Below are 23,932 nucleotides of genomic sequence, written 5' to 3'. Positions count from 1 at the left end.
ATGACACTGGAATGGGAAGCGGGCCGGCTCGACAGCGATCTGGATGGCGTCGGCTTCGACACTCTGGCGGTTCGCGCCGGCCAGCGCCGGTCGCCGGAAGGGGAGCATGGCGAAGCCCTGTATCTGACGTCCAGTTATGTATTCCGCACGGCGGCTGATGCCGCCGCACGTTTTGCCGGTGAAGTGCCGGGCAACGTCTATTCGCGCTACACCAACCCCACCGTGCGCACGTTCGAGGAGCGCATCGCGGCACTGGAAGGCGCCGAACAGGCGGTGGCCACCGCTTCGGGCATGTCGGCGATCCTCGCCATCGTCATGAGCCTGTGCAGTGGCGGCGACCATGTGCTGGTGTCGCGCAGCGTATTTGGCTCGACCATCAGCCTGTTCGAGAAGTACCTCAAGCGTTTCGGCATCGCAGTCGATTATGTGCCGCTGGCCGATCTGCAGGCTTGGCAGGCTGCAGTCAAACCCAATACCAAGCTGCTGTTCGTCGAGTCGCCGTCCAATCCATTGGCCGAGTTGGTGGATATTGCTGCCCTGGCTGAAATAGCCCATGCGCAGGGTGCGTTGCTGGCGGTGGACAACTGCTTCTGCACGCCCGCGCTGCAACAGCCGTTGAAGCTCGGCGCCGACATCGTCATGCATTCGGCGACCAAGTACATCGATGGCCAGGGCCGCGGCCTGGGCGGAGTGGTAGCAGGTCGCAGCGAGCAGATGAAGGAAGTGGTCGGTTTCCTGCGGACCGCTGGGCCGACCCTGAGCCCGTTCAACGCCTGGATGTTCGTCAAGGGCCTGGAAACGCTGCGTATCCGCATGCGTGCGCAGAGCGAGAGCGCGCTGCAGTTGGCGCTGTGGCTGGAACAGCAGCCGCAGGTCGAGCGTGTCTACTACGCTGGCCTGCCCAGTCATCCGCAGCACGAACTGGCGAAGCAGCAGCAAAGCGCCTTTGGTGCGGTGGTCAGTTTCGAGGTCAAGGGCGGGCGCGAGGCGGCCTGGAAGGTCATCGATGGCACCCGTGTCATCTCGATCACCACCAATCTGGGCGATACCAAGACCACCATCGCTCACCCGGCCACCACATCGCATGGCCGGCTGACTCCGCAGGAGCGTGCCAATGCCGGGATCAGCGACAGCCTGATTCGCGTTGCCGTGGGCCTGGAGGAGCTGGAAGACCTCAAGGCGGATCTGGCGCGCGGCTTGGCTGCACTCTGAGCATGTTCGAGTGGGGTAACGACGACACGCCCAATAATGGGCGCGTTGCACTGGTCAGCGGCGCTGCACGTGGCATTGGTCTGGGCATCAGTGCCTGGCTGATCACCGAGGGCTGGCAGGTGGTGCTGGCTGACGTCGACCGTGAGCGTGGTTCCAGGGTGGCGCGTGCGCTGGGTGATAATGCCTGGTTCGTGGCCATGGACGTGGCCAAGGAAGATCAGGTCAGTGTCGGTGTCGCCGAGGTGCTCGGTCAGTTCGGTCGTCTCGATGCGCTGGTATGCAATGCGGCGCTCTCCGATCCCCACACGCCACCGCTGGAGTCGCTCGATCTCAAGCGCTGGAACCGCATGCTGGCGGTCAACCTGACCGGCGCGATGCTGTTGGCCAAACATTGCGCGCCTTACCTGCGCGGTCATCGCGGCGCCATCGTCAACATTGCCTCGACGCGTGCCCGTCAGTCCGAAGCCGATTGCGAGGCCTACGCCGCGAGCAAGGGCGGCCTGGTGGCGCTCACTCATGCCTTGGCGGTCAGCCTGGGGCCGGAGGTGCGGGTCAATTGCGTCAGTCCGGGCTGGATCGATGCCCGTGATCCGTCGCAGCAGCGCCTGGAGCCGCTGTCGGTGTTCGATCATGCGCAGCACCCGGTCGGTCGTGTCGGTACCGTGGAGGATGTCGCGGCACAGGTGGCCTGGTTGCTCTCCGATGCGGCCGGTTTCGTCACCGGCCAGGAGTTCGTCATCGATGGCGGCATGAGCCGCAAGATGATCTATCAGGATTGAGCGTGGCGGCTCGACACCGGCAGCTGCGGCTGCAGTTGCCATAAAGAAAAAGGCTCCCGAAGGAGCCTTTTTCATGCCGCGCCGAATTACATGTTGGGGTAGTTCGGGCCGCCAGTGCCTTCCGGGGCGATCCAGGTGATGTTCTGCGCCGGATCCTTGATGTCGCAGGTCTTGCAGTGCACGCAGTTCTGCGCGTTGATCTGGAACTTCTTCTCGCCGTCTTCCTGAGTCACCACCTCATACACGCCAGCCGGGCAGTAGCGCTGCGCCGGTTCGTCGTACAGTGGCAGGTTCTTCGCCAGCGGAATGCTCGGATCGGTGAGCTTCAGGTGGCAGGGCTGTTCTTCTTCGTGGTTGGTGTTGGAAAGGAACACCGAACTCAGTTTGTCGAAGCTCAGTTTACCGTCCGGTTTCGGGTAGGCGATCTTCGTGCACTCTGCGGCCGGCTTCAGGCAGGCGTAATCCGGCTTGTTGTCGTGCAGGGTGAAGGGCGCCTTGCCGCCGAAGATGTTCTGGTCCAGCCAGTTGATGCCGCCACCGACGATGGCGCCGTACTTGTGGATGGCTGCACCGAAGTTGCGGCTGCGGAACAGTTCGTCGTACAGCCAGCTGGCCTTGAAGCCATCGACGTAGTTGGTCAGTTCGTCGCCGCCTTCACGGCCGGCTGCCAGCGCTTCGGCGATGGCGTCGGCGGCGAGCATGCCGGACTTCATCGCAGTGTGGCTGCCCTTGATCTTGGCGAAGTTCAGGGTGCCCAGGTCGCAACCGACCAGCGCGCCACCGGGGAAGACCATCTTCGGCAGCGAGTTCAGGCCGCCCTTGCAGATGGCGCGAGCACCGTAGGCAACGCGTTTGCCGCCTTCCAGGTACTTGGCAATCACCGGGTGGTGCTTGTAGCGCTGGAACTCGTCGAACGGCGACAGGTGCGGGTTGGCGTAGGACAGGTCGATGATCAGGCCGACCACCACCTGGTTGTTCTCCAGGTGATAAAGGAAGGAGCCGCCGGTGTTCTCGGTGCCCATGATGTCCATCGGCCAACCGGCGGTGTGTACCACCAGACCCTGGTCGTGCTTGGCCGGATCGATGTCCCAGATTTCCTTGATGCCGATGCCGTAGTGCTGGGCATCGGCTTCGCTGTCGAGGTTGTACTTGTTGATCAGCTGCTTGCCGATATGGCCACGGCAGCCCTCGGCGAACAGGGTGTACTTGGCACGCAGTTCCATGCCGGGGGTGTAGTAGCCCTCTTTGGGATTGCCTTCGCGGTCGACACCCAGGTCGCCGGTGACGATGCCGCGCACTACGCCGTTCTCGTCGATCAGTGCTTCCTGAGCGGCGAAACCCGGGTAGATTTCCACGCCCAGATTTTCGGCTTGCTGGGCCAGCCAGCGGCACAGGTTGCCCAGGGAAATGATGTAATTGCCTTCGTTGTGCATGGTTTTCGGCACAAAGAAGTCAGGAATTCGGGTAGCCTTGTCAGCGTCGCGCAGCAGATAGATGTCATCGCGCTTGACTGGGGTGTTCAGCGGGGCGCCAAGCTCTTTCCAGTTGGGGAAGAGTTCGTTCAGGGCGCGCGGCTCGAAGACCGCACCGGAGAGGATGTGAGCGCCAACTTCGGAGCCTTTCTCGACCACGCAGACGCTGATCTCCTGGCCCGCGTCAGCGGCTTTCTGCTTCAGTCGGCAGGCGGCGGACAGTCCGGATGGGCCGGCGCCGACGATGACGACGTCGAACTCCATAAATTCGCGTTCCACAGGCTATCTCCTACTCAAGGCTCTTCGATGTTTTATAGGGGAGGGCGCGGCTCGCTCCCTAAGCACGGCGTGGGCATTATATCTACACCCTCTCAGCGGGCCAATACAAACGTTTGTTTGAATTTTCTGTAGGCCTGTTAGAATCGTACTACATCGCGGATGACCGGCCGGTTCGCTGTATTGACCGGGCCAGGCCGCGGGGTCAAGATACGGGCGGTTTTGCGCTCGCCGTCTGAGCTGAAAGGTTGGTTGCGGCCAATTTTGCATCACTGGCCAGGCTCGCCTGGGCGACATTCTTATTCACCGGAGAGTAACGAGGAATCCATGAAGGTTCTTGTAGCTGTCAAACGAGTGGTTGACTACAACGTCAAGGTTCGCGTCAAGGCGGACAACAGCGGCGTCGACCTCGCCAACGTCAAGATGTCCATGAACCCCTTCTGCGAAATCGCCGTGGAAGAAGCCGTACGCCTGAAGGAGAAGGGCGTGGCGAGCGAGATCGTTGTCGTCACCATCGGCCCGGCTACCGCTCAGGAGCAACTGCGCACCGCGCTGGCTCTGGGTGCCGACCGCGCCATTCTGGTCGAGTCCGCTGACGAGCTGAATTCCCTGGCCGTGGCCAAGCTGCTCAAGGCAGTGGTCGACAAGGAACAGCCGCAGCTGGTCATCATGGGCAAGCAGGCCATCGACAGCGACAACAACCAGACCGGCCAGATGCTGGGCGCCCTGACTGGCTTCGGCCAAGGCACCTTCGCGTCCAAGGTCGAGGTGGCCGGCGACAAGGTCAACGTCACCCGTGAGATCGATGGCGGTCTGCAGACCGTTGCGCTGAACCTGCCGGCGATCGTCACCACCGACCTGCGCCTGAACGAGCCGCGTTACGCGTCGCTGCCGAACATCATGAAGGCCAAGAAGAAGCCGCTGGAAACCGTTACCCCGGATGCTCTGGGCGTTTCCACCGCCTCCACCGTCAAGACCCTGAAAGTCGAAGCGCCGGCTGCCCGCAGCGCTGGCATCAAGGTCAAGTCCGTGGCTGAACTGGTCGAGAAACTGAAGAACGAGGCGAAGGTAATCTAAATGACTATCCTGGTTATCGCTGAACACACCAATGCCGCTCTGGCTGCCGCTACCCTGAACACCGTTGCTGCGGCGCAGAAGATCGGTGGCGACATTCACGTTCTGGTAGCCGGTGCCAATGCTGGCGCTGCTGCCGAAGCTGCTGCCAAGATCGCTGGCGTGGCCAAGGTTCTGGTTGCCGACAACGCTGCCTACGAGCACCAGCTGCCGGAAAACGTCGCGCCGCTGGTAGCCGAGCTGGGCAAGAGCTACAGCCACATCCTGGCTGCTGCTACCAGCAACGGCAAGAACATCCTGCCGCGCGTCGCTGCTGCGCTGGATGTCGACCAGATCTCCGAGATCATCTCGGTCGAGAGCGCCGACACCTTCAAGCGTCCGATCTATGCCGGTAACGCCATCGCTACCGTGCAGTCCAGTGCTGCTATCAAGGTGATCACCGTACGTAGCACCGGTTTCGATGCCGCTGCTGCCGAAGGTGGCTCCGCTGCTGTCGAGGCTGTCTCCGGCCCGGCCGATGCCGGCAAGTCGTCCTTCGTCGGTGAAGAACTGGCCAAGTCCGATCGTCCGGAACTGACCGCTGCCAAGATCGTCGTTTCCGGCGGCCGTGGCATGGGCAATGGCGACAACTTCAAGCACCTTTATGCCCTGGCTGACAAGCTGGGCGCAGCTGTCGGCGCTTCTCGTGCTGCGGTCGACGCCGGCTTCGTACCGAACGACATGCAGGTCGGTCAGACCGGCAAGATCGTCGCGCCGCAGCTGTACATCGCCGTCGGTATTTCCGGCGCGATCCAGCACCTGGCCGGTATGAAGGACTCCAAGGTGATCGTTGCGATCAACAAGGACGAAGAGGCTCCGATCTTCCAGGTGGCAGACTACGGTCTGGTTGCTGACCTGTTCGAAGCCGTACCGGAGCTGGAAAAGCTGGTCTAAACCGCTTTTCCCGCTACAGAAAAACCCGCTCTGGTGAGCGGGTTTTTTATTGCCTGCGAATCCGTTACTTCAGGCCGTCGAGAAAACGGCGGTAGAGCAGGGCACTTTCTTCGGGGCGTTCGAGCATCGGTGCGTGACCGACGTTATCCATGATCACCACGCTGGGCTTGGCTAGTAGCGACTGCATGACGTCGATGCTCGATACATCCAGCACGCGATCCTGCCTGCCCCACAGCAGCAAGGTGGGTGCCTGGATCTTGGGCAGCTCGGGCTCGAGGGGAATGTAGCGTTCGACCAGTTGCTGGAAAACCTGATCGTAGTGCGCTGCGTTGGCCATGCTCTGCTCGGCCAAATACTGCTTGAGCGACTCCGGCAGATAGGGTGGCTCGACGAAGACGAACTGCAGCAGGCGCTGAAAGTCTTGCGGGCTGCGCACGACCAGCGGGTTGGCAGCGCCGCTCTCCAGCCGCTGGAACAGTTCGCTCTTGTGGGGGGCGTCGATGCCGGCATTGTCGAACAGGGCCAGCGAACTGACACGCTGCGGATAACGGGCCGCGTAGAGTGCGGCGATATGCCCGCCCATTGAATTGCCCAGCACGTGGGCTTTGTCGATGCCCATCGCTTCGAGGATGCTGGCCAGGCGCTCGGCCTGGGTGCCGACGTCATAACTGCCGGTCGGATGGTCGCTGTCGCCGAAGCCTGGCAGATCCAGCGCGATCACCTGGTAGTCGTTGCTCAGGTGGCGCGAAAAGCGCAGCCAGTTATCCTTGTCTGCTGCAAAGCCATGGATCAGTACCAGGGTTTCGGCCGTGCTCGGTCCTCCCCGGTAGTAATGAATGTTAAGATCGCCGACACGTAGCTGCTCGTGGCTCAGGCCGGCGCGCTCCTGCTCCAGAAGGCGCAGGGCCGTGAGCTGAGTCGCGGGAGCGAAGTAAAGGATTGCGCTGCTGGCCAGTAGCAGCACCAGTAGCGAGAGCAGCAGTTTTTTCATGGCGCGTCCTTATCGCTAATTATTATGGCAGCGCCATTAAGCTAGCATGAACACAGAAGGTTTCCGGGGTGCTTCGTCATCCTGCCGATCAACGCATGAACCGAGAGTAGCCGATGCCTAAGCGTTGTCCGTTTAAGTCGTTGTTGCTGTGGGGCTCTTTGGTCCTGATGCCGGCGGTTGGCTTCGCCGCTGGTAAATGCGAGCGCCTGGTGGCGACCGGTAACCCGGAGTATCCGCCTTACCTGTGGCGTGACCCGCAGAACCCGCAGCAACTGATCGGGGCCAACGCCGACCTGCTCAAGCACCTGGCCAAGGAGCTTGGTGTCGTGATCGACGTGATTTACACCGGCCCCTGGTCAAGGGCGCAGGACGAAGTACGCACCGGCCGTGTCGACCTGCTCGCCGGCGCCTTTGTCACCCTGCCGCGTCTGGAGCACATGGATTACGTGCATCCGGCTTTCTTCTTCACCCCCAGCGTGGTCTGGGTGCGCAAGGACGAAGCCTTCCCCTATGGCAGCTGGATCGACTTGCAGGGGCACAAGGGCGATACCCTGGTGGGCAACAGCTTCGGTCAGCAGTTCGACAGTTTTGCCAAGGAAAACCTGACATTGGAGGGCGTTTCCAGCCTGACTCAGGCGTTCCAGAAGCTGCTGCTCGGCCGCACCGACTATGTGCTTTATGAGCACTATCCCGGCCTGGCGCTAGCCGAAACGCTGGGTATGGACGATGACCTCGAGGTGCTGGATCCGCCGATCTCGAGTGAAGGTCTCTACCTCACCCTGTCGCACAACTCGGCCTGCAACGAACCCTGGTTGCGCGGACAGCTCGCTCGCAAGATGACAGAAATGGTCTCCGCCGGCCTGCCTGAGCAACTCCTGCAAAGCAATCTCGAGCTTTGGAAGGCACAGCAGATGCAGCCCGACCCGGTTGGCGACGTCACTCAGTAGGAAATTTTCGTGATCAATCGAACCCTTCCCTTGCTGCTGGCGCTGGGCTTGACGGCCTGCGCCAGCGACCCCGCGCCTACCGAACAGCTGCGGCTGACCGAACAGGCCTTGGCGCAGACCAAGTCCCTTGGTGTGGTCAGCGAGCAATCCGAGTCATTGCGCCAGGCTGAGGACAAGTTCGTGCAGGCCCAGGCCGCCATGCAGGACGATGAAAACAAGCAGGCGCGCCAGCTCGCCGAACAGGCCGAACTGGACGCGCGCCTGGCCGAGGCCGAGCACCTCAACGCCAAGGGGCGGGAGCAGTTGAACGAACTCAATCTGCGTATCGGCCGCCTGCGCCAGCAGCTGGGGGCCATGTGATGAAGGTTTTCGGTAACCTGGGCAGCCTGGCGCTGATCGGTGTCTTGCTCAGTGGTTGTGCGGCCAATCAGGTGGCGAGTGAGCAGGCGCTGGAAGAGGCGCGTCTGAGCTTCCAGTCGGTCAAGGAAGACCCCAGCGTCCTGCGTGCAGCGCCCAAGGACGTGATTCGCGCAGGCGAATCGCTGGCCCGTGCCGAGCGACTGTCCAGCTACTGGGGCAGTGGCGACGATGTGCGTCATTACGCTTACCTCAGTCAGCGCTATGCCGCGATTGCCCGGCAGCACAGCGATATCAGTCTCAATCAGGAGCGCGCGGCGAAGCTCGAGCTGGAGCGCCAGCGTCTGCAACTGACGTTGCGCGAGGCCAAGCTGATGAGCGTGCAGCAGCACAATGGTTGGCTGGAAGAACAGATGGTCAGTCTTGCCACCAGCGAGACCGAGCGCGGCCTGGTGATGACCCTGGGCGACATGCTGTTCGATGCCGGCCGCGCTGATCTGCAACCGGCAGCCAACCGCACGGTGCTCAAGCTCGTGCAGTTCCTGCAGATCAACCCGCAGCGCCGGGTGCGGATCGAGGGCTACACCGACAACACTGGCGATGCTACCGAGAATCTCGAGCTGTCCCGCGCGCGGGCTCAGGCCGTGGCCGACCTGCTGGTCGACCTGGGCGTGGATGCCAAGCGTATTCAGGTGGCCGGTTACGGCGTCGACTTCCCAGTCGCGGAAAATGCGTCCGCCCGTGGGAGGGCGCAGAATCGGCGGGTGGAGATCGTCTTCTCCGACGAGCGAGGCCAGCTCGGCGCCGAACGCTGAATGTCCGCCGCATAAGAAGCCCCGGCATGGTCCGGGGCTTTTTTGTGCTCTGAATCGAGGGGCGATGGGGGCGGCGTGAGGACGTCGCCATCCGGCACAGTGCTGCGGGCGAAAAATTGTTTTATCTGTGCCGGTACAATTATGTAGCAATAGATTACTGTTATGGTTCAGTGAACCCGAGGACCCGGCCATGACCAATCTGTTGCTTTACCAACGCATCGCCCAACAGTTGGCCGAGGATATTCGTCGTGGTGTCTACCAGCCGGGTGAGCGGGTGCCCTCGGTGCGCAAGATGAGTGCGCAGCTCAACGTCAGCCACGCCACGGTGTTGCAGGCCTATGCCAATCTCGAAGACCAGGGCCTGATCCGCGCCCGGCCGCAGTCCGGTTTCTACGTGCATCAGACCCCCGCACTGACCGCGCCGACGCCGGATATCGCCAGGGTGGAGCGCCCGGGGCTGGTCACTCGCGCCAGCATCATCAACCAGGTGCTCACCGAATCGCGTCGCGAGGGGGTGTTCCCGCTGGGCGCTGCGGTGCCGCATGTCGACTACCTGCCGGTGCGTGCGCTGCATCAGCAACTGGCCAAGGTCACCCGCTTTCACAGCCCGCGTGCGTTCAGCTACATGTTCAGCCCCGGTTTCGAGCCGCTGCGTCGCCAGGTGGCGATCCGCATGCGCGATGCCGGCGTGGTGGTCGATCCGTCCGAGGTGGTGATCACCCACGGCTGCGTCGATGCGCTGCAGATGAGCCTGCGCGTGCTGACCAAGCCGGGCGATCTGATTGCGGTGGAGTCGCCGACCTACTATGGCCTGCTGCAGTTGGCCGATCTGCTGGAACTCAAGGTCATCGAGATCCCCTGCGACCCGACTACCGGCATCAGCCTGGAGGCCCTGCAACTGGCGGCCAACCAGTGGCCGATCAAGGCCTTGGTACTGACGGCGCGGCTGTCCAACCCACTGGGCGGAACCATCCCCGAGGAGCGTCAGCGTCAGTTGTTGCGACTGGCTGGCGATTACGATTTCCAGATCGTCGAGGACGATATCTACGGCGAGCTGATGTTCGAACAGGGCCCGACCAAGTCGTTGAAGTCCCATGACCGCGACAGTCGGGTGATCTACTGCTCGAGTTTTTCCAAGACGCTGTCGCCGGGTGTGCGTATCGGCTGGATCGTCGCCGGCAAGTACCAGGACGAGATTCAGCGCCTGCAGACCTTTTCCACCCATTCGGCGTGCAGCGTTACCCAGATGGCGGTGGCGGCGTATCTGGAAAATGGTGGCTATGACCGCCACCTGCGGCATATCCGTCAGGAGTACCGCAAGAATCTCAGCGCGTTCCAGCTGGCGGTGCAGCAGTATTTCCCGGTCGGCACGCAGATGACCCGGCCCAAGGGCGGTTTCATCCTCTGGGTCAGCCTGCCGGCGCGGGTCAACACCAAGGATCTGCACGTTCGCGCCTTGCAGCAGGGCATTTCCATCGCACCGGGGCTGATCTTCAGCAATACCGAGCAGTTCAACCATTGTGTGCGGCTCAACTGCGGTATCCCCTGGAACCGTGAGGCCGAAAGGGCGCTGATGACCCTGGGCATGCTGGCCACGCAGTTGTGCCAGGAGACGGGCACTGCCTGGGAAGGCTGAGAAAAAAGCGTCGCGGTTTAACCCGCTTCGGCACAGGGTTGCGTCTACCTGAGCGAAGGTTTCGTACCATTGCTCAGGAGCTGCACCATGTTCGCTCATTGCCCGCTATTCGTTCGTCCGTTCGCCGCCGGTTTCTCGGCTGGTGCCTTGCTGCTGCTCGCCGCCTGCAGTGCCTCGGGTCCGGAACCTGAGGCCAAGACCAGCGTGTCGCCGGCGACCTCTCTGCTGCGTGAACGCGTGGCCGCGCCCGTAACTGCCGAGGCCAGTCACAAGCGCATGGCGTCGATGGCCTATGCCCCCGCGCCCATCGCCGACACCTTGCCGCCAGGCTACCGTGACGAGTCGCGCGAGCAGTACCAGGCCTATGCCGACAACCCGGTATTCGCCGTCGCCGAGACGCCGGTGTCCACCTTCAGCATCGACGTCGACACCGGCAGCTACGCCAATGTGCGGCGCTTCCTCAATGGCGGGCAGCTACCGCCGAAGGACGCCGTGCGCCTGGAAGAGTTGGTCAACTACTTCCCCTACGACTACCCGCTGCCGCAAGGTGATGTGCCCTTTGGTGTCAGCACCGAGTTGGCGGTGACGCCATGGAACCCGCAGACGCGCCTGCTGCGTATCGCCATCAAGGCGTCGGATCGCAGCGTCGAGGAGTTGCCGCCGGCCAACCTGGTGTTCCTGGTCGACGTGTCCGGTTCGATGCATCGTCGTGAAGGGCTGCCAATGGTGCAGGGCACCCTGAAGCTGCTGGTCGATCAATTGCGCGCGCAGGATCGCGTGTCGTTGGTCACCTATGCCGGTGACAGTCAGGTGGTGCTGGATTCCGCGCCCGGCAGCGACAAAGCGAAGATTCGTGCGGCCATCGATCAGCTCAGCGCCGGCGGTTCGACGGCGGGCGAGTCCGGCATTCAGCTGGCTTACCAGCAGGCGAGCAAGCATATGATCGACGGCGGCATCAATCGCATCCTGCTGGCCACCGATGGTGACTTCAACGTTGGCATCAGCGACTTCGACAGCCTCAAGCAACTGGCGGCCGACAAGCGCAAGAGCGGCGTCTCGCTGACCACCCTGGGTTTCGGCGTGGACAACTACAACGAACGCCTGATGGAGCAGTTGGCCGATGCCGGCAACGGCAACTACGCCTACATCGACAACCTGCGTGAGGCGCGCAAGGTGTTGGTCGATCAGCTTGGCTCGACCCTGGCCACGGTGGCCAGCGACGTGAAGCTGCAGCTGGAATTCAACCCGGCCGAGGTCAGCGAGTACCGCCTGCTGGGTTACGAGAACCGTGCGCTCAAGCGCGAGGACTTCAGCAACGACAAGGTCGATGCAGGCGACATTGGCGCCGGGCATACCGTCACCGCGCTCTACGAGATCGTCCCGGCTGGCGGCAAGGGCTGGCTGGAGCCGCTGCGCTATCAGGTGAGCGCTCAGCCCGCGCGCAAGAGCGGCGAACTGGCCTGGCTGCGGATTCGTTACAAGGCCCCGGGCGAGGCGGCCAGCCGCCTGCTGGAGCGGCCTATCGCGCGTGCCGAGGCCAAACCAGTGGCGTCTGCCAGTGAGGACCTGCGCTTTGCGGCGGCGGTCGCGGCCTTCGCCCAGCAGCTCAAGGACGGGCGCTACACCGGCGACTTCGACCTGGCGCAGAGCATCGAGCTGGCGCGCTCGGCCAAGGGCGAGGATCGCTTCGGGCTGCGTGGCGAGTTCATCCAACTGGCCGAAATCGCCCAGAGCCTGCACACTCCGCCTTCCACTCCCGCACGAGTTCAGCAGTGAACGCACCTTTCACGGATGACGACGCCGCCTTGCTGCGGCGTTACCGCCGCGGCGATGCCGCGGCCTTCAACCTGCTTTACCAGCGCCACCGACTGGGCCTGTTTCGCTTTCTGCTCGGCCTGTGCGGCGATCACGCCTTGGCCGAGGAAGTGTTCCAGGAGACCTGGATGAGCCTGGTACGCAGTCAGAGCGAGCAGCGCGAGGCGGTGCTGTTCAAGACCTGGCTGTACCAGATTGCGCGTAACCGCCTGATCGACCACTGGCGCAAGGCGGGCCGCCATCAGGCTGGGCATGACCCATACGATGAGGGCCTGCATGCCCAGGCCGACTCGCAGCCGGGCCCCGAGCAGCACTGGAGCCTGAGTCGCGAGAGGGAGCGGCTGCAGGCGGCGCTGGCCGACCTGCCGGAAGACCAGCGCGAAGTGTTCCTGCTGCGCGCCCATGGCGACCTGGAATTGAACGAGATTGCCGAGTTGACCCGCACGCCGGCCGAGACGGTCAAGAGCCGTTTGCGCTATGCCTTGCAGAAGCTGCGCCGGCTGCTGGCCACCGAGGAGTTGTCCGCATGACCCATGAACGAGAACCACTGGATCACGAACAGGCGCTGCTGGCGCATTTCCGTGCCCATGGCAGCGGCGAGCCCTCGGCTGAGCTCGATGCACGCATCCTGGCGGCTGCCAGCGCGGCGGCTGGCAACGCGCATCGACCCGACAGTGCGGAAGCTGTTTGGGCGCAGCGTCTGCACCATTGGCTGTTCGGCAGCGGCCGTCAGCGCTGGTCGGTGGCCATAGCCGGGCTGGCCTGTGTCGGTATCGGCATCAGCCTGACCTGGCGCACACTGGAGCAGACGCCAGATGCCTTCGATGCCGTGCCGCCCAGCGTGGTGATGAGCCCCGTTGCACCGGCGCCCGCGCCGATGGCAGCCAAGCGCGCTGCCGAGAGCGAATCGGTAGCGCGTATGGCCGTACCGCAGGCGCGCATGAGGAGTGAGGAAATGGCACGCTCGGCGCCGCAGGCTGCGATGGCCGATGCTCCGATGGCCAGTGCTGCCGCGCTTGCGCCCATGGCCGAGCTGGTGATGCAGAGCGAGCCGCGCGAGGCGTTGCTACGGTTGCTGGAGCTGCGCAGGGCGGGCGAGCAGGAGCAGGCGCAGCGGCTGCTGGAGCAGCTCAAGGCCGACTATCCGCAATTGGATGTCGAGGCCGAACTCGCCCACCTGGCGGCCGAGCAGCCCGATGCAGGAAGCAAGAGGTAAAAGTCGTGTAAGTCGGCTTGTCAGGCGCGCCCAGGCGGAGGAGCATGGGCGCGTTACTGATCAAACTGCTTTAGTCCGATGATACGTAAAACCATTTTCCTGTTGCTGTGTCTGGGTTGCTTGAGCGCTTGCGAGCGTACACCTGAACCTGTTGCGCAGCAGTCCGTACCAGCACCGCAAGCGGCCGCTGAGCCTGCCAAGGCCGAGCCCGTGCCAGCGCTCAAGGTGGTCGATGAGAAGCCCGCAGCATCGCCCGCCAAACCGAGCGTCGCTGCCAGGCCCAAGCCCGCTGCTACGCCGTCCTCCAAACCGGCGCTGCCCGAGTCGAAGCTGGCGCTGGATCTGAGCGTCCCGCAGGAGCTGTTCGAGCAGGCGCTGGAAAGCGAAACCCAGGAAGAAATCTCGCCATTGCTGCCACCGTTGTTCGGTGAGAAACCCGAGGATGTCAGCCCGTTCCAGATCAGCGGCAAGTTGATCAACAACGCGCGAGTGGACGATTACTGGGATTCCATCGAGGGCGCCGAGCTGCAGTTCGAGTTCAAGCAGTAGGGCGCCGAGGCACGGCGTTTCTTCTGCGCCTTGCGTACTCTCGCGTCAGAACCGATGCACTTGCAGTTCGATGGCCGTATGCGTGTCGGCATCCAGCGGCTGGAAGCTCGCCGAGCTTGGCAGGCGCACGTAGAGCGGCCCGTCGACCTGGCTCGGGGCGTAGCCGGCCTGCTTGAGATCGGTTTTCTTGTACTTGAAGGTGCCGGTGGTTTCCACCTCGCCGAGCAGGCGGATGAACAGCGGCGCGGCGTAGGCCGGCAGCTCCGCGTCGAGATGGCTGGCCAGTGCCGTGCCGTCCAGTTCGCAGCCGGGCGCCAGGCGCAGCGCGGCCATGCCACAGCGGCCGTTGGTGCCGGGAATCTCCACGCCATAGACCACCGCATCCTCCACGCCGGGGAAGGCACCGAGCACGTTTTCCACCTCGGTGGTGGAAACGTTCTCGCCTTTCCAGCGGAAGGTGTCGCCGAGGCGGTCGACGAATTGCGCGTGCTTGCAGCCGATGTCGCGCATCAGGTCGCCGGTGTTGAACCAGGCGTCGCCCTTCTTGAACACGTTACGCAGGATCACCGACTCGCTCTTGGCCGGATCGGTGTAGCCGTCGAACGGCCATTTGGCGCTGATCTCGCTGATCAACAGACCGGCTTCACCCTTGTCGGCCTTCTGCAGAAAGCCGTTGCTGCCGCGCAGGGGTCGGTCGTTTTCCAGGTCGTAGCGGACGATGGCGTAGGTGGCCGGGGTGTAGCCCACCGTGTTGTCGAAGTTGAAGACGTTGGTGAAACCGATGTTGCCTTCGCTGGAGGCGTAGAACTCGGTGATCTGCTCGACGCCGAAGCGCTGCTTGAACTCGGCCCAGATCGACGGGCGCAGACCGTTGCCGATCATGCAGCGCAGGCTGTTGCCCCGTTCTGCCGGGTGCACGGGCTGGTTGAGCAGGTACCGGCACAATTCGCCGATATAGCCGAAGCAGGTGGCGTTATAGCGCGCCACGTCGCTCCAGAAGGCGCTGGCGGAGAAGCGGCGGCGCAAAGCGATGGCCGCGCCCCCGGCCAGCACTGCGCTCCAGCACACCGTGACGGCGTTGTTGTGGTAGCAGGGCAGGGTGAGGTAGAGCACGTCGCGTTCGCTCAGGGTCAGGCCGGAATGGCCGAAGCCGCCGTAGGCCTTGATCCACTTGCCGTGGCTCATGATCGAGGCCTTGGGCAGGCCGGTGGTGCCGGAGGTGTAGATCAGGAAACAGGCGTCCTTCATGCGTACGCGCAGGCTGTCCGGCGGGTTGCCCTCGGCCTGTCCACTGGCGATCTGCATGAGGTTGAACCAGCCGTCTGGCGCCTGGCCCGGGTCGTGCAGGCAGTCCTGGTCGGCGATCCAGTAGCGGCGAGCCTGCTGTTCGTGTAGCTGCGCCGCTATTTCCTCGAAGTCGCTGCGCAGTTCGTCGCCGATCACCAGAAAGCCGGGTTTGACCAGGTTGAAGCTATGCGCCAGCACCTTGCCGCGCTGGGTGGTGTTGATCAGGGCGCCGACCGCGCCGAGCTTGCTCAGCGCAGCGAGGATCGCCAGCAGTTCCAGGCGGTTTTCCAGCATCACCGCGACGACGTCGCCATGGCCGACACCCTCGGCCTTGAATGTCCAGGCCAGGCGGTTGGCCCAGGCATTGAAGGCGCGGTAACTGAGCTGGCGGTTTTCATCCATCAGCGCCGGGCGTTCGGGGTAGCGTTCGGCGGCGCGCTGCAGGGCCCAGGCCAGTGACAGGTTCTTCTCGCGGTTGCGGATGCCGGCGTAGTAGAGGCCACGCAGCATGCGCGGCACACGCGGCAGGTGCTGCGGTAGATGGGCCAGGAAGCGGAAGGGCGAAATCAGATCGGCTTGGCTCATGGGGCTCGCACTTGGTGTCATGAATTGGAGGCGAGCCCTGACTCTAGTCAGCCTGGCTGGGCGCAGCCATGGCCCTGGCGCATGCGGGCGAGGGCAGATCGGCAAATAGGCCGCGCCCACTAAGGCGTAGCCCAGATGCAATCAGGGGATCGAGAAAGCCAATCCCCTGATTGCATCCGGGCTACGAAGGGGGGCAGCAGTGCTCAATCGATAAAAAGATCGGGCACCAGGCTGCCGCCTGCGGGATCGAAGCGGTACTGCTCGAAGTCGCTGAGACCCTGTTCGCGCAGGATGTCCTCGTCGACCAGCAGGCGCCCGCTGATGCTACGACCTTCGCTGGCCAGGATCGCGTGAGCCGCGTCGGCCATGATCGCCGGGGTACGCGCGCGCTTGAAGGCATCGCGGCTGCCCAGCTCGAATTCGATGGCGGCGGTGGCAATCATGGTCTTCGGCCACAGCGAATTGACGCTGATACCGTACTTCTTGAACTCCTCGCTCATGCCCAGGGTGAGCATGCTCATGCCGTACTTGGTGACGGTGTAGGGGCCGTGCTGGGCGAACCACTTGGCGTCGAGGTTGAGCGGCGGGGAGAGGTTGAGGATATGCCCGCCCGCGCTTTTTTTAAGATAAGGCAGGGCCGCCTGGCTGCAGACCATCACCGCACGGGTGTTGATTTGGTACATCAGGTCGAAGCGTTTGGCTTCGAGCTTCTCCACGCCCACCAGCTTGATCGCTCCGGCATTGTTGATCAGCGCATCGATGCCGCCGAAATGCTCGGCGGCCTGGGCCATGGCCGCCGCCACGGCCTTTTCGTCACGCACATCCAGCTGCAGCGCCAGGGCCTTGCCGCCAGCGGCTTCGACCTCGGCGGCGACGCTGAAGATGGTGCCTTCGAGTTTCGGGTGCGGTTCGGCGCTCTTGGCCGCGATGACGATATTGGCGCCATCGGCGGCGGCCTTGAGTGCAATCTCGCGGCCGATGCCACGGCTGGCGCCGGTGATGAACAGGGTTTTGCCGGACAGTGACATGGGCGTGCTCCTTCTTGTTGTTATGGGGGCGTGGGAAGGGCCGGGCGGCGATCCGCTTTAGCCGCGATGAACGACGCTCGCGGCGAAAGCCCCTCCCACAGTGATATATCAAGCCTCTACAGCTTCGATCTCCACCAGCAGCTGGCGATTCTTCACCTGGTCGCCCTGGCTCACACCAACGCGTCGAACGATACCGTCGACGCCGGCCTTGAGCGGGTGCTCCATCTTCATTGCTTCCAGCACCAGCAGCAGTTGCCCCTTGCTGACGCTGGCGCCTTCGGCAATCAGCACCTCGACGATGGCGCCATCCATCGGTGCCTTCACTGCGCCGCTGCTGGCGGCGCTCTGCCCGCCGGCTGGTTCGTGGGTGACGTCCAGCAGTTCCAGGTTGCCGTGCTCAGCGTACAGCCACAGGCGCTTGTCTTCGATGTGGTAGGCCTGGCGGCGGCGCACGCCGTCCAGTTCCAGGGTCAGCCAGCGGCCATCGCTGGCCAGCAGGCGCAAGGACACTTGCTCCTCGCCCCGGCGCACGCACAGCTGCGCTTGCTGGCCGCTGGTGATCACGTCCAGTTCCACGGCGTGCTTGTGCTCGCCCTGCTTGAGGACGAAGCGCCAGGGCGCGCTGCCGGCGCTACGCCAGCCGGACAGGCCGGGCTGGTGCGCGCGGGCGTTGGCCGAGGTCTGGTAGAGCAGGGCGGCAGCGATGGCCAGTTCAGCCAGGCTGGCCCTATGCGGCTGCAGGCTGGTGTCACCTTCGAAATGCTCGGCGATAAAGGCCGTGGTGGCGTTGCCAGCGGCGAACTGCGGGTGCTTGAGCAGGTTGGCGAGAAAGCGCTGGTTGCCGTTCACGCCCAGCAGCACGCACTGCTCGACCGCGCGTACCAACTTGCGCCGGGCTTCGTCGCGGGTTGCGCCATAGGCGATGACCTTGGCCAGCATCGGGTCGTAGAAGGGGGTGACGGCCTGGCCTTCGACCAGGCCGTGATCGATGCGCACACCGGCCAGCAGTTCGGGCTCCCAGCGCAGCACCTGGCCGGTTTGCGGCAGGAAGCCGGCGGCCGAGTCCTCGGCGTACAGGCGCACCTCCATGGCGTGGCCGCTGAGGCAGATTTCTTCCTGCTGCAACGGTAGGGGCTGGCCTTCCGCTACGCGAATCTGCCAGGCCACCAGATCCTGCCCGGTGATCAGTTCGGTGACCGGATGTTCGACCTGCAGGCGGGTGTTCATTTCCAGGAAGAAGAACTCACCGCTCTGATCGAGCAGAAATTCCACGGTGCCGGCGCCGACGTAGTTGACCGAGGCTGCAGCCTTGACCGCCGACTCGCCCATGGCGCGGCGCAGTTCGGGCGTCATCACCGGGCAGGGCGCTTCCTCGACCACTTTCTGGTGGCGACGCTGCACCGAGCAGTCGCGCTCGCCGAGGTAGACGATGTTGCCGTGCTGGTCGCCGAAGACCTGGATTTCGACATGGCGTGGGCGGATCACCGCGCGTTCGAGAATCAGCTCGCCGGAGCCGAAGGCATTCTGCGCCTCCGAGCGGGCGGTACGGATCTGCCCCAGCAGTTCGGCGGATTCCTCTACCAGGCGCATGCCGCGACCGCCACCACCGGCGCTGGCCTTGATCATCAGCGGGTAGCCGATGCGCTCGGCTTCGCTGGCCAGGGTCTCGTCGTCCTGGGCGGCGCCTTCGTAGCCGGGAATGCAGGGCACACCGGCTTCCAGCATGGCGATCTTCGACAGGCGCTTGCTGCCCATCAGGTGGATGGCGGAAGCGGTCGGGCCGATAAAGACGATGCCGGCTGCTTCACAGGCGCGGGCGAAGTCGGCGTTCTCGGAGAGGAAGCCGTAGCCGGGGTGGATGGCGTCGGCGCCGGTCTTGCGCGCGGCCTCGATGATGGCCTCGATGCGCAGGTAGGACTGGTTGACCTGGGCCGGGCCGATGCACACGGCTTCGTCGGCGAGCTGTACGTGGCGGGCGTCGGCATCGGCCTCGGAGTACACCGCCACGGTGCGGTAGCCGAGCTCGACGGCGGTGCGCATCACCCGGCAGGCGATCTCGCCGCGGTTGGCGATCAGGATCTTGTTGAATGCGGGCATCTTCGTGCTCCTGCTCTACGTAGCCCGGATGTAATCCGGGGAATCATTTTGGTGAGCGTTCCCGGATTGCATCCGGGCTACGGTCTATTTGTTCCCTCTCCCCTTTGGGAGAGGGGAGCTATTACTGCGCCCACTTGGGCTTGCGCTTCTGCACGAAGGCCATGGTGCCCTCGATCCCCTCGGCGCCGGTGACGGCGGCGGCGAACTGTTCGGCGGCGCGGTCGAGCAGCGGGCCGAGGGCTTCGCTTTCGCTGGCCAGCAGCAGGGCTTTGGTCTGGGCGTTGGCCTGGGGCGCGCACTGGCGAATCTGTTCCAGGGTTTCGGCCAGGCGCTGTTGCAGGGCGGCGTCATCGTGCTCGCAGTAGTGCACCAGGCCCAGGCGCAGGGCCTCGGCACCATCGAAGCGGGCGGCGGTCAGGGCCAGGCGGCGCGCCTGGGTGAGGCCGATGCGCTGCACGACGAAGGGGGCGATCTGCGCCGGCAGGATGCCCAGCGTGGTTTCCGGCAGGCCGAATTTGGCGCCGCTGGCGGCGATGGCCACATCGGATACGCAGGCCAGGCCGAAGCCGCCACCCAGTACAGCACCTTCCAGCACGGCAACCACTACCTGCGGTGCGGCCTGGGCCTCTTCCAGCAGTGCACCGAAGGCGCGGTTCAGCTCGCGGTAGGCGTCGCCGCCCTTGGCACGAGCGCCGGCCATGTCCTTGATGTCGCCACCGGCGCAGAAGTGGCCGCCGGCGCCGCGCAGTACGAGGGCGCGCACGTTCGGCTCATGGCGCACCGCTTCCAGGGTGGCGCGCAGTTCGCCGACCATGGCCAGGCTCATGGCATTGCGGCTGTCCGGGCGGTTAAGGGTGATGTGCAGCACGCCATTTTCGAGGTTGAGCAGCAGGGTTTCGCAGTGGGGCAGGTCGCTCATGGATACACCCTTGATTTCGGTGGTTCGCGGCGCAGGCCGCACCTACGCTGCGTAGGGTGGACGTCGCCTTTTACGTCCACCGTCATGGTGGATCGATAGAGCGTGATCCACCCTACGTTCAGCTTTTCTTTATGGCCTGCCGTTCCTGGCGGCCACCCTCCGGGCCGTCGCTACGCGACGTTAAAAATCGTTCCCGACTATTTTTTCTTCCCAGGCAGAATGCCCATCAGCTTGCAGATGATGCCGAGCATGATTTCGTCGGCACCGCCGCCAATGCTGACCAGGCGCACGTCGCGGTAGGCGCGTGACACCGGGTTGTCCCACATGAAGCCCATGCCACCCCAATACTGCAGGCAGGCGTCGGACACCTCACGGCCCAGGCGACCGGCTTTGAGCTTGGCCATCGACGCCAGCTTGGTCACGTCGCGGCCCTTCACGTACTGCTCGGTGGCCTGGTACACCAGCGCGCGCAGGCACTCGATCTCGGTCTGCAGTTCGGCCAGGCGGAAGTGAATGACCTGATTGTCGATCAGTGGCTGGCCGAAGGTGTGGCGCTGCTTGCAGTAGTCGATGGTGGTGTCGACGCAGTGCTCCAGGCCCTTGATCATGTTGGCCGCGCCGAACAGGCGCTCTTCCTGAAACTGCAGCATCTGCATCATGAAGCCGGCGCCTTCGTGGCCGATGCGGTAGCGCTGTGGTACGCGCACGTTGTCGAAGAACACCTGGGCGGTTTCCGAACTGCGCATGCCGAGCTTGTCCAGATGCGGGCTGACGCTGACGCCCGGCGTCTTCATCGGCACCATGATCAGCGACTTGTTGACGTGCGGCTTGTCGTCCGAGGTGTTGGCCAGCAGGCAGATGAAGTCGGCGGAGGGCGAGTTGGTGATCCACATCTTGCTGCCGTTGATCACGTAGTCGTCACCGTCCTTGCGCGCGGTGGTCTTCAGGCCCGCCACGTCGGAGCCGGCACCGACTTCGGAGACGCCGATGCAGCCGACCATCTCACCGCTGATGGCCGGGCGCAGGAACTCGTCGCGCAACTCGTCGGAGCCGAAGCGCGCCAAGGCCGGGGTGCACATGTCGGTCTGCACGCCGATGGACATGGGGATGCCACCGCAATGAATGGTGCCGAACTCTTCGGCAGCGACGATGGAGTAGCTGTAGTCCAGGCCCATGCCGCCGAATTTCTCCGGCTTGGAGATGCCCAGCAGGCCCAGCTCGCCAGCCTTCCTGAAAATGTCGTGGATGGGGAAATGGCCTGCCTTTTCCCACTCGTCGACATGCGGATTGATTTCCTTGTCGACGAAGTTGCGCACGGTGCGGCGGAGTTCCTCGTGTTCCTGGGTAAAGATCATTGTTGTTCTCCGTAGGGTGCGCCGTGCGCACCGGATCTTGTATTGAGGTCAGAAACGCGCGACGCCGAAGCTGCTCTTCTTCAGCGGTCGCAAGTTGGCTTCGGCGCAGATGTCCAGCAAAAAGCCCAGCAGCTTGCGCGTGTCGCGCGGGTCGATCAGGCCGTCGTCCCACAGGCTGGCGGTGCCGTACAGTGCAGTGGACTGGCTGTCGAGCTTTTGTGCGGTCACGGTCTCCAGCATGTCGAGCATTTTCGGATCGGCTTCCTTGCCTTCCTTGGCGTGTTTCTCCTCGGTGACGATGCGCAGCACCTTGCCGGCCTGGGCGCCGCCCATCACGGCGGTCTTGCTGTTGGGCCAGGCGAAGATAAAGCGCGGATCCAGTCCTCTGCCGCACATGGCGTAGTTGCCGGCGCCGTAGGAGCCGCCGACGACGATGGTCAGCTTGGGCACGGTGGCGTTGGCCACGGCCTGGATCATCTTCGAGCCGTGCTTGATTACGCCGCTGCGCTCGGACTCGGTGCCGACCATGAAGCCGGTGGTGTTGTGGAAGAACAGGATCGGCGTGTTGCTCTGCTCGCACAGTTGGATGAACTGCGCTGCCTTGGCCGCGCCCTGCGAGGTGATCGGGCCGTTGTTGCCGATCAGGCCGCAGGCCTGGCCTTCGATCTGCAGGTGGCCGCAGACGGTCTGGCTGTCGAACTCGTTCTTGAAGTCGAGAAATTCCGAACCATCGGCGAGGCGCGCGATGATCTCGCGCACGTCGTAGGGCTTCTTGGTGTCGGCCGGTACCAGGCCGAGCAGTTCCTCGGTCGGGTACAGCGGCTCGCGCCAGGTCTTCGTCGGACGCGCCGGCAACTGCTGGTTCCAAGGAAGCATGGCGATGATCTCGCGTGCCAGGCGCACGCCGTCGGCGTCGTTCTCGGCCAGGTACTCGGCGGTGCCGGCGACCTGAGCATGCATCTCGGCGCCGCCGAGTTGCTCGTCGGTGGCGATCTCGCCGGTGGCTGCTTTAAGCAGAGGAGGGCCGGCAAGGAACATCTTGGCCTTGCCGCGCACCACCACCACGTAATCCGACAGGCCCGGCTGGTAAGCCCCGCCAGCGGTGCTGGAGCCGTGCACTACGGTGATCTGCGGCAGGCCCATGGCCGACATGCGCGCCTGGTTGGCGAAGCCGCGCGCGCCTTCGACGAAGATGTCGGCGGCGTAGTTGAGGTTGGCGCCGCCGCTCTCGGCCAGGGTCACCACTGGCAGCTTGTTCTCGAAGGCGATCTGCTGCAGGCGCAGCGACTTCTTCAGGCCGCTGGGGGAGATGGTGCCGCCCTTGATCGCGCTGTTGTTGGCGATCACCAGGCAACGCACCCCGGCGATGTAGCCGATACCGGCGATCAGGCCGCCGCCGGCCTGGCTGCCATCCTTGTCGTCGTGCAGCTTGTAGCCGGCCAACGAGGCCAGTTCGAGAAAGGGCGCGCCGGTATCGAGCAGCAGGCTGATGCGTTCACGCGGCAGCAACTGGCCGCGTTTGTCGAACTTGGCCTTGGCCTCCTGGGCCTTGTCCAACACCTTCTGTTCGACATCGCGGAAGGTCGCGATGGCCGCGAGCATGGCTTCGCGGTTCTGCGCGAAGGCTGCGCCATGCACATCGATTTCCGATTGGATCACAGGCATCGCCTTACTCCTGATCTTTCAGCACGTCGGGCAGGTAGGCCCGATGGAAACCGTTGTAGGACTCGCTGTTTTTCGCCTTGCCCAGTGTCCAGGCACGGGTGCCCTGACTGGCGGCGCCATCGATGCGGATGGTGTTGCCGCTGATGAAATTGGCGCCGGGGCTGAGCAGGAAAACGATGGCCGCGGCCACCTCGGACTCGCTACCGATACGCTGCAGCGGTACGTGATCCTTGAGGTTGCGGATCATGTTCTTCATCGATTCGGGGTAGGTGTCCATGCCACTGGAGGCGATCCAGCCCGGCGCCACGGCGTTGACTCGCACACCGGCGTGGCCCCATTCGTAGGCCGCAGTCTTGGTGAAGTTCTCCATGCCCGCGCGGGCCGCGCCGGAGTGCCCCATCCCGGGCATGCCGCCCCACATGTCGGCGAGCATGTTGACGATGCTGCCGCCGTGCTTGCTCATGCTCTGCAGGAAGACTTCCTTGGCGACCAGAAAGCCGCCCACCAGATTGGTGCGCACCACGGTCTCGAAGCCTTTCTGGTTGATGCCGATCAGCGGCGCGGGGAACTGACCGCCTGCGTTGTTGACCAGCTGATGGATGCGCCCGCGTTCCTGAATCACCGTAGCGACCATGGCCTTGACCGCGTCTTCGTCGCGGATGTCGCAGACCTGAAAGCTGGCGCTACCTCCGTCCTCGATGATCTCGGCGCAGGTTTTCTCCAGCTTGTCCTGCTTGCGCCCGACCAGCACCAGGTGGGCGCCGAGGTGAGCCAGTTCGTGGGCTACGCAGCGGCCAATGCCGCTGCCGCCGCCAGTGACCAGAATGGTCTGGTCAGCGAACAGGCCAGGTTTGAATACGGAGTCGTAGCTCATGGTTCTTATTGTCCTTCTCGGTTCCTACAGCATGTAGGGTGGAAAACCGC

At 63.8% G+C, this 23,932-nt stretch carries 21 protein-coding genes; 12 read left to right on the top strand and 9 right to left on the bottom strand.

Annotated elements, in window-relative coordinates; genetic code table 11:
- Both ACN8M7_RS09940 and ACN8M7_RS09935 read left to right on the top strand, forming a co-directional pair.
- Positions 1–1,212, top strand: coding sequence for an O-succinylhomoserine sulfhydrylase (locus tag ACN8M7_RS09940; protein ID WP_061239023.1), 1,212 nt, complete (start codon positions 1–3; stop codon positions 1,210–1,212).
- A 2-nt stretch (positions 1,213–1,214) separates the two neighbouring features.
- Positions 1,215–1,991 (top strand): SDR family oxidoreductase, encoded by a 777-nt coding sequence (locus ACN8M7_RS09935; RefSeq protein ID WP_490260635.1) that lies wholly within the window; start codon positions 1,215–1,217, stop codon positions 1,989–1,991.
- Between the two features lie 86 nt (positions 1,992–2,077).
- Here ACN8M7_RS09935 and ACN8M7_RS09930 read toward each other — a convergent pair whose 3' ends face one another.
- Positions 2,078–3,742 (bottom strand): electron transfer flavoprotein-ubiquinone oxidoreductase, encoded by a 1,665-nt coding sequence (locus ACN8M7_RS09930; protein ID WP_490260634.1) that lies wholly within the window; start codon positions 3,740–3,742, stop codon positions 2,078–2,080.
- A 324-nt stretch (positions 3,743–4,066) separates the two neighbouring features.
- On the opposite strand from ACN8M7_RS09930, the gene ACN8M7_RS09925 reads away from it, so the two are divergent.
- Both ACN8M7_RS09925 and ACN8M7_RS09920 read left to right on the top strand, forming a co-directional pair.
- Positions 4,067–4,816: an electron transfer flavoprotein subunit beta/FixA family protein gene (locus ACN8M7_RS09925; RefSeq protein WP_061239026.1), complete on the top strand. Its 750-nt coding sequence runs from the start codon at positions 4,067–4,069 to the stop codon at positions 4,814–4,816.
- The gene (locus ACN8M7_RS09920; RefSeq protein WP_061239027.1) at positions 4,817–5,746 is read left to right on the top strand and encodes an electron transfer flavoprotein subunit alpha/FixB family protein; all 930 of its coding nucleotides are present in this window, start codon (positions 4,817–4,819) and stop codon (positions 5,744–5,746) included.
- Positions 5,747–5,810: 64 nt separating this feature from the next.
- On the opposite strand, the gene ACN8M7_RS09915 is transcribed toward ACN8M7_RS09920, so the two are convergent.
- A complete protein-coding gene (locus ACN8M7_RS09915; protein ID WP_490260633.1) occupies positions 5,811–6,737 on the bottom strand; it encodes an alpha/beta fold hydrolase in 927 nt (308 codons plus the stop codon).
- Between the two features lie 113 nt (positions 6,738–6,850).
- Between ACN8M7_RS09915 and ACN8M7_RS09910 the strand changes: the two genes are divergently transcribed.
- The 8 genes from ACN8M7_RS09910 (at position 6,851) to ACN8M7_RS09875 (ending at position 14,072) form a co-directional block, all read left to right on the top strand.
- Complete coding sequence (locus tag ACN8M7_RS09910; protein ID WP_061239029.1) at positions 6,851–7,684, top strand: substrate-binding periplasmic protein; 834 nt, start codon at positions 6,851–6,853, stop codon at positions 7,682–7,684.
- 9 nt (positions 7,685–7,693) lie between these two features.
- The gene (locus ACN8M7_RS09905) at positions 7,694–8,044 is read left to right on the top strand and encodes a DUF4398 domain-containing protein (RefSeq protein ID WP_490260632.1); all 351 of its coding nucleotides are present in this window, start codon (positions 7,694–7,696) and stop codon (positions 8,042–8,044) included.
- Complete coding sequence (locus ACN8M7_RS09900) at positions 8,044–8,856, top strand: OmpA family protein (RefSeq protein WP_490260631.1); 813 nt, start codon at positions 8,044–8,046, stop codon at positions 8,854–8,856. Before ACN8M7_RS09905 ends, ACN8M7_RS09900 begins: the two co-directional genes overlap by 1 nt.
- A gap of 190 nt (positions 8,857–9,046) precedes the next feature.
- Positions 9,047–10,492, top strand: coding sequence for an aminotransferase-like domain-containing protein (locus tag ACN8M7_RS09895; RefSeq protein ID WP_061239032.1), 1,446 nt, complete (start codon positions 9,047–9,049; stop codon positions 10,490–10,492).
- A gap of 87 nt (positions 10,493–10,579) precedes the next feature.
- Complete coding sequence (locus tag ACN8M7_RS09890) at positions 10,580–12,268, top strand: vWA domain-containing protein (protein WP_490260630.1); 1,689 nt, start codon at positions 10,580–10,582, stop codon at positions 12,266–12,268.
- Positions 12,265–12,837 carry an RNA polymerase sigma factor gene (locus ACN8M7_RS09885; protein WP_061239034.1) on the top strand — a complete coding sequence of 191 codons (573 nt, stop codon included), beginning with the start codon at positions 12,265–12,267 and terminating at the stop codon, positions 12,835–12,837. Before ACN8M7_RS09890 ends, ACN8M7_RS09885 begins: the two co-directional genes overlap by 4 nt.
- Positions 12,834–13,523: a hypothetical protein gene (locus tag ACN8M7_RS09880; protein WP_490260629.1), complete on the top strand. Its 690-nt coding sequence runs from the start codon at positions 12,834–12,836 to the stop codon at positions 13,521–13,523. Before ACN8M7_RS09885 ends, ACN8M7_RS09880 begins: the two co-directional genes overlap by 4 nt.
- 210 nt (positions 13,524–13,733) lie before the next feature.
- Entirely contained in the window at positions 13,734–14,072 is a 339-nt protein-coding gene (locus ACN8M7_RS09875; RefSeq protein ID WP_490260628.1) for a hypothetical protein, read from the top strand.
- 45 nt (positions 14,073–14,117) lie between these two features.
- On the opposite strand, the gene ACN8M7_RS09870 is transcribed toward ACN8M7_RS09875, so the two are convergent.
- The 7 genes from ACN8M7_RS09870 to ACN8M7_RS09840 all read right to left on the bottom strand — a co-directional run bounded on the left by ACN8M7_RS09870 (position 14,118) and on the right by ACN8M7_RS09840 (position 23,882).
- Positions 14,118–15,944 (bottom strand): long-chain-acyl-CoA synthetase, encoded by a 1,827-nt coding sequence (locus ACN8M7_RS09870; protein WP_490260627.1) that lies wholly within the window; start codon positions 15,942–15,944, stop codon positions 14,118–14,120.
- Positions 15,945–16,147: 203 nt separating this feature from the next.
- Positions 16,148–16,972: an SDR family oxidoreductase gene (locus ACN8M7_RS09865; RefSeq protein ID WP_490260626.1), complete on the bottom strand. Its 825-nt coding sequence runs from the start codon at positions 16,970–16,972 to the stop codon at positions 16,148–16,150.
- A 108-nt stretch (positions 16,973–17,080) separates the two neighbouring features.
- The gene (locus tag ACN8M7_RS09860) at positions 17,081–19,069 is read right to left on the bottom strand and encodes an acetyl/propionyl/methylcrotonyl-CoA carboxylase subunit alpha (RefSeq protein ID WP_490260625.1); all 1,989 of its coding nucleotides are present in this window, start codon (positions 19,067–19,069) and stop codon (positions 17,081–17,083) included.
- Between the two features lie 121 nt (positions 19,070–19,190).
- The gene (gene atuE, locus ACN8M7_RS09855; protein ID WP_490260624.1) at positions 19,191–19,988 is read right to left on the bottom strand and encodes an isohexenylglutaconyl-CoA hydratase; all 798 of its coding nucleotides are present in this window, start codon (positions 19,986–19,988) and stop codon (positions 19,191–19,193) included.
- Positions 19,989–20,185: 197 nt separating this feature from the next.
- Positions 20,186–21,343: a citronellyl-CoA dehydrogenase gene (gene atuD / locus ACN8M7_RS09850; RefSeq protein WP_490260623.1), complete on the bottom strand. Its 1,158-nt coding sequence runs from the start codon at positions 21,341–21,343 to the stop codon at positions 20,186–20,188.
- 48 nt (positions 21,344–21,391) lie between these two features.
- A complete protein-coding gene (atuC, locus tag ACN8M7_RS09845; RefSeq protein WP_490260622.1) occupies positions 21,392–23,008 on the bottom strand; it encodes a geranyl-CoA carboxylase subunit beta in 1,617 nt (538 codons plus the stop codon).
- A 4-nt stretch (positions 23,009–23,012) separates the two neighbouring features.
- Positions 23,013–23,882, bottom strand: coding sequence for an SDR family oxidoreductase (locus ACN8M7_RS09840; protein ID WP_490260621.1), 870 nt, complete (start codon positions 23,880–23,882; stop codon positions 23,013–23,015).
- Between the last annotated feature and the right edge of the window lie 50 nt (positions 23,883–23,932).

The sequence above is a fragment of the Pseudomonas spartinae genome (genome assembly GCF_965197125.1).
GTDB classification, from domain to species: domain Bacteria; phylum Pseudomonadota; class Gammaproteobacteria; order Pseudomonadales; family Pseudomonadaceae; genus Aquipseudomonas; species Aquipseudomonas composti_A.
Note: the sequence above shows the minus strand (reverse complement) of the source record. Positions and strands in the feature narration are given on the sequence as shown.

Bases quoted from the DNA above. Each gene is read 5' to 3' on its own strand.
- ACN8M7_RS09935 (WP_490260635.1), top strand. From the start codon at position 1,215: ATGTTCGAGTGGGGTAACGACGACACGCCCAATAATGGGCGCGTTGCA.
- ACN8M7_RS09940 (WP_061239023.1), top strand. From the start codon at position 1: ATGACACTGGAATGGGAAGCGGGCCGGCTCGACAGCGATCTGGATGGC.
- ACN8M7_RS09840 (WP_490260621.1), bottom strand. From the start codon at position 23,882: ATGAGCTACGACTCCGTATTCAAACCTGGCCTGTTCGCTGACCAGACC.
- ACN8M7_RS09925 (WP_061239026.1), top strand. From the start codon at position 4,067: ATGAAGGTTCTTGTAGCTGTCAAACGAGTGGTTGACTACAACGTCAAG.
- atuE (WP_490260624.1), bottom strand. From the start codon at position 19,988: ATGAGCGACCTGCCCCACTGCGAAACCCTGCTGCTCAACCTCGAAAAT.
- ACN8M7_RS09870 (WP_490260627.1), bottom strand. From the start codon at position 15,944: ATGAGCCAAGCCGATCTGATTTCGCCCTTCCGCTTCCTGGCCCATCTA.
- ACN8M7_RS09900 (WP_490260631.1), top strand. From the start codon at position 8,044: ATGAAGGTTTTCGGTAACCTGGGCAGCCTGGCGCTGATCGGTGTCTTG.
- ACN8M7_RS09880 (WP_490260629.1), top strand. From the start codon at position 12,834: ATGACCCATGAACGAGAACCACTGGATCACGAACAGGCGCTGCTGGCG.
- atuC (WP_490260622.1), bottom strand. From the start codon at position 23,008: ATGCCTGTGATCCAATCGGAAATCGATGTGCATGGCGCAGCCTTCGCG.
- ACN8M7_RS09860 (WP_490260625.1), bottom strand. From the start codon at position 19,069: ATGCCCGCATTCAACAAGATCCTGATCGCCAACCGCGGCGAGATCGCC.
- ACN8M7_RS09920 (WP_061239027.1), top strand. From the start codon at position 4,817: ATGACTATCCTGGTTATCGCTGAACACACCAATGCCGCTCTGGCTGCC.
- ACN8M7_RS09865 (WP_490260626.1), bottom strand. From the start codon at position 16,972: ATGTCACTGTCCGGCAAAACCCTGTTCATCACCGGCGCCAGCCGTGGC.
- atuD (WP_490260623.1), bottom strand. From the start codon at position 21,343: ATGATCTTTACCCAGGAACACGAGGAACTCCGCCGCACCGTGCGCAAC.
- ACN8M7_RS09890 (WP_490260630.1), top strand. From the start codon at position 10,580: ATGTTCGCTCATTGCCCGCTATTCGTTCGTCCGTTCGCCGCCGGTTTC.
- ACN8M7_RS09910 (WP_061239029.1), top strand. From the start codon at position 6,851: ATGCCTAAGCGTTGTCCGTTTAAGTCGTTGTTGCTGTGGGGCTCTTTG.
- ACN8M7_RS09895 (WP_061239032.1), top strand. From the start codon at position 9,047: ATGACCAATCTGTTGCTTTACCAACGCATCGCCCAACAGTTGGCCGAG.
- ACN8M7_RS09915 (WP_490260633.1), bottom strand. From the start codon at position 6,737: ATGAAAAAACTGCTGCTCTCGCTACTGGTGCTGCTACTGGCCAGCAGC.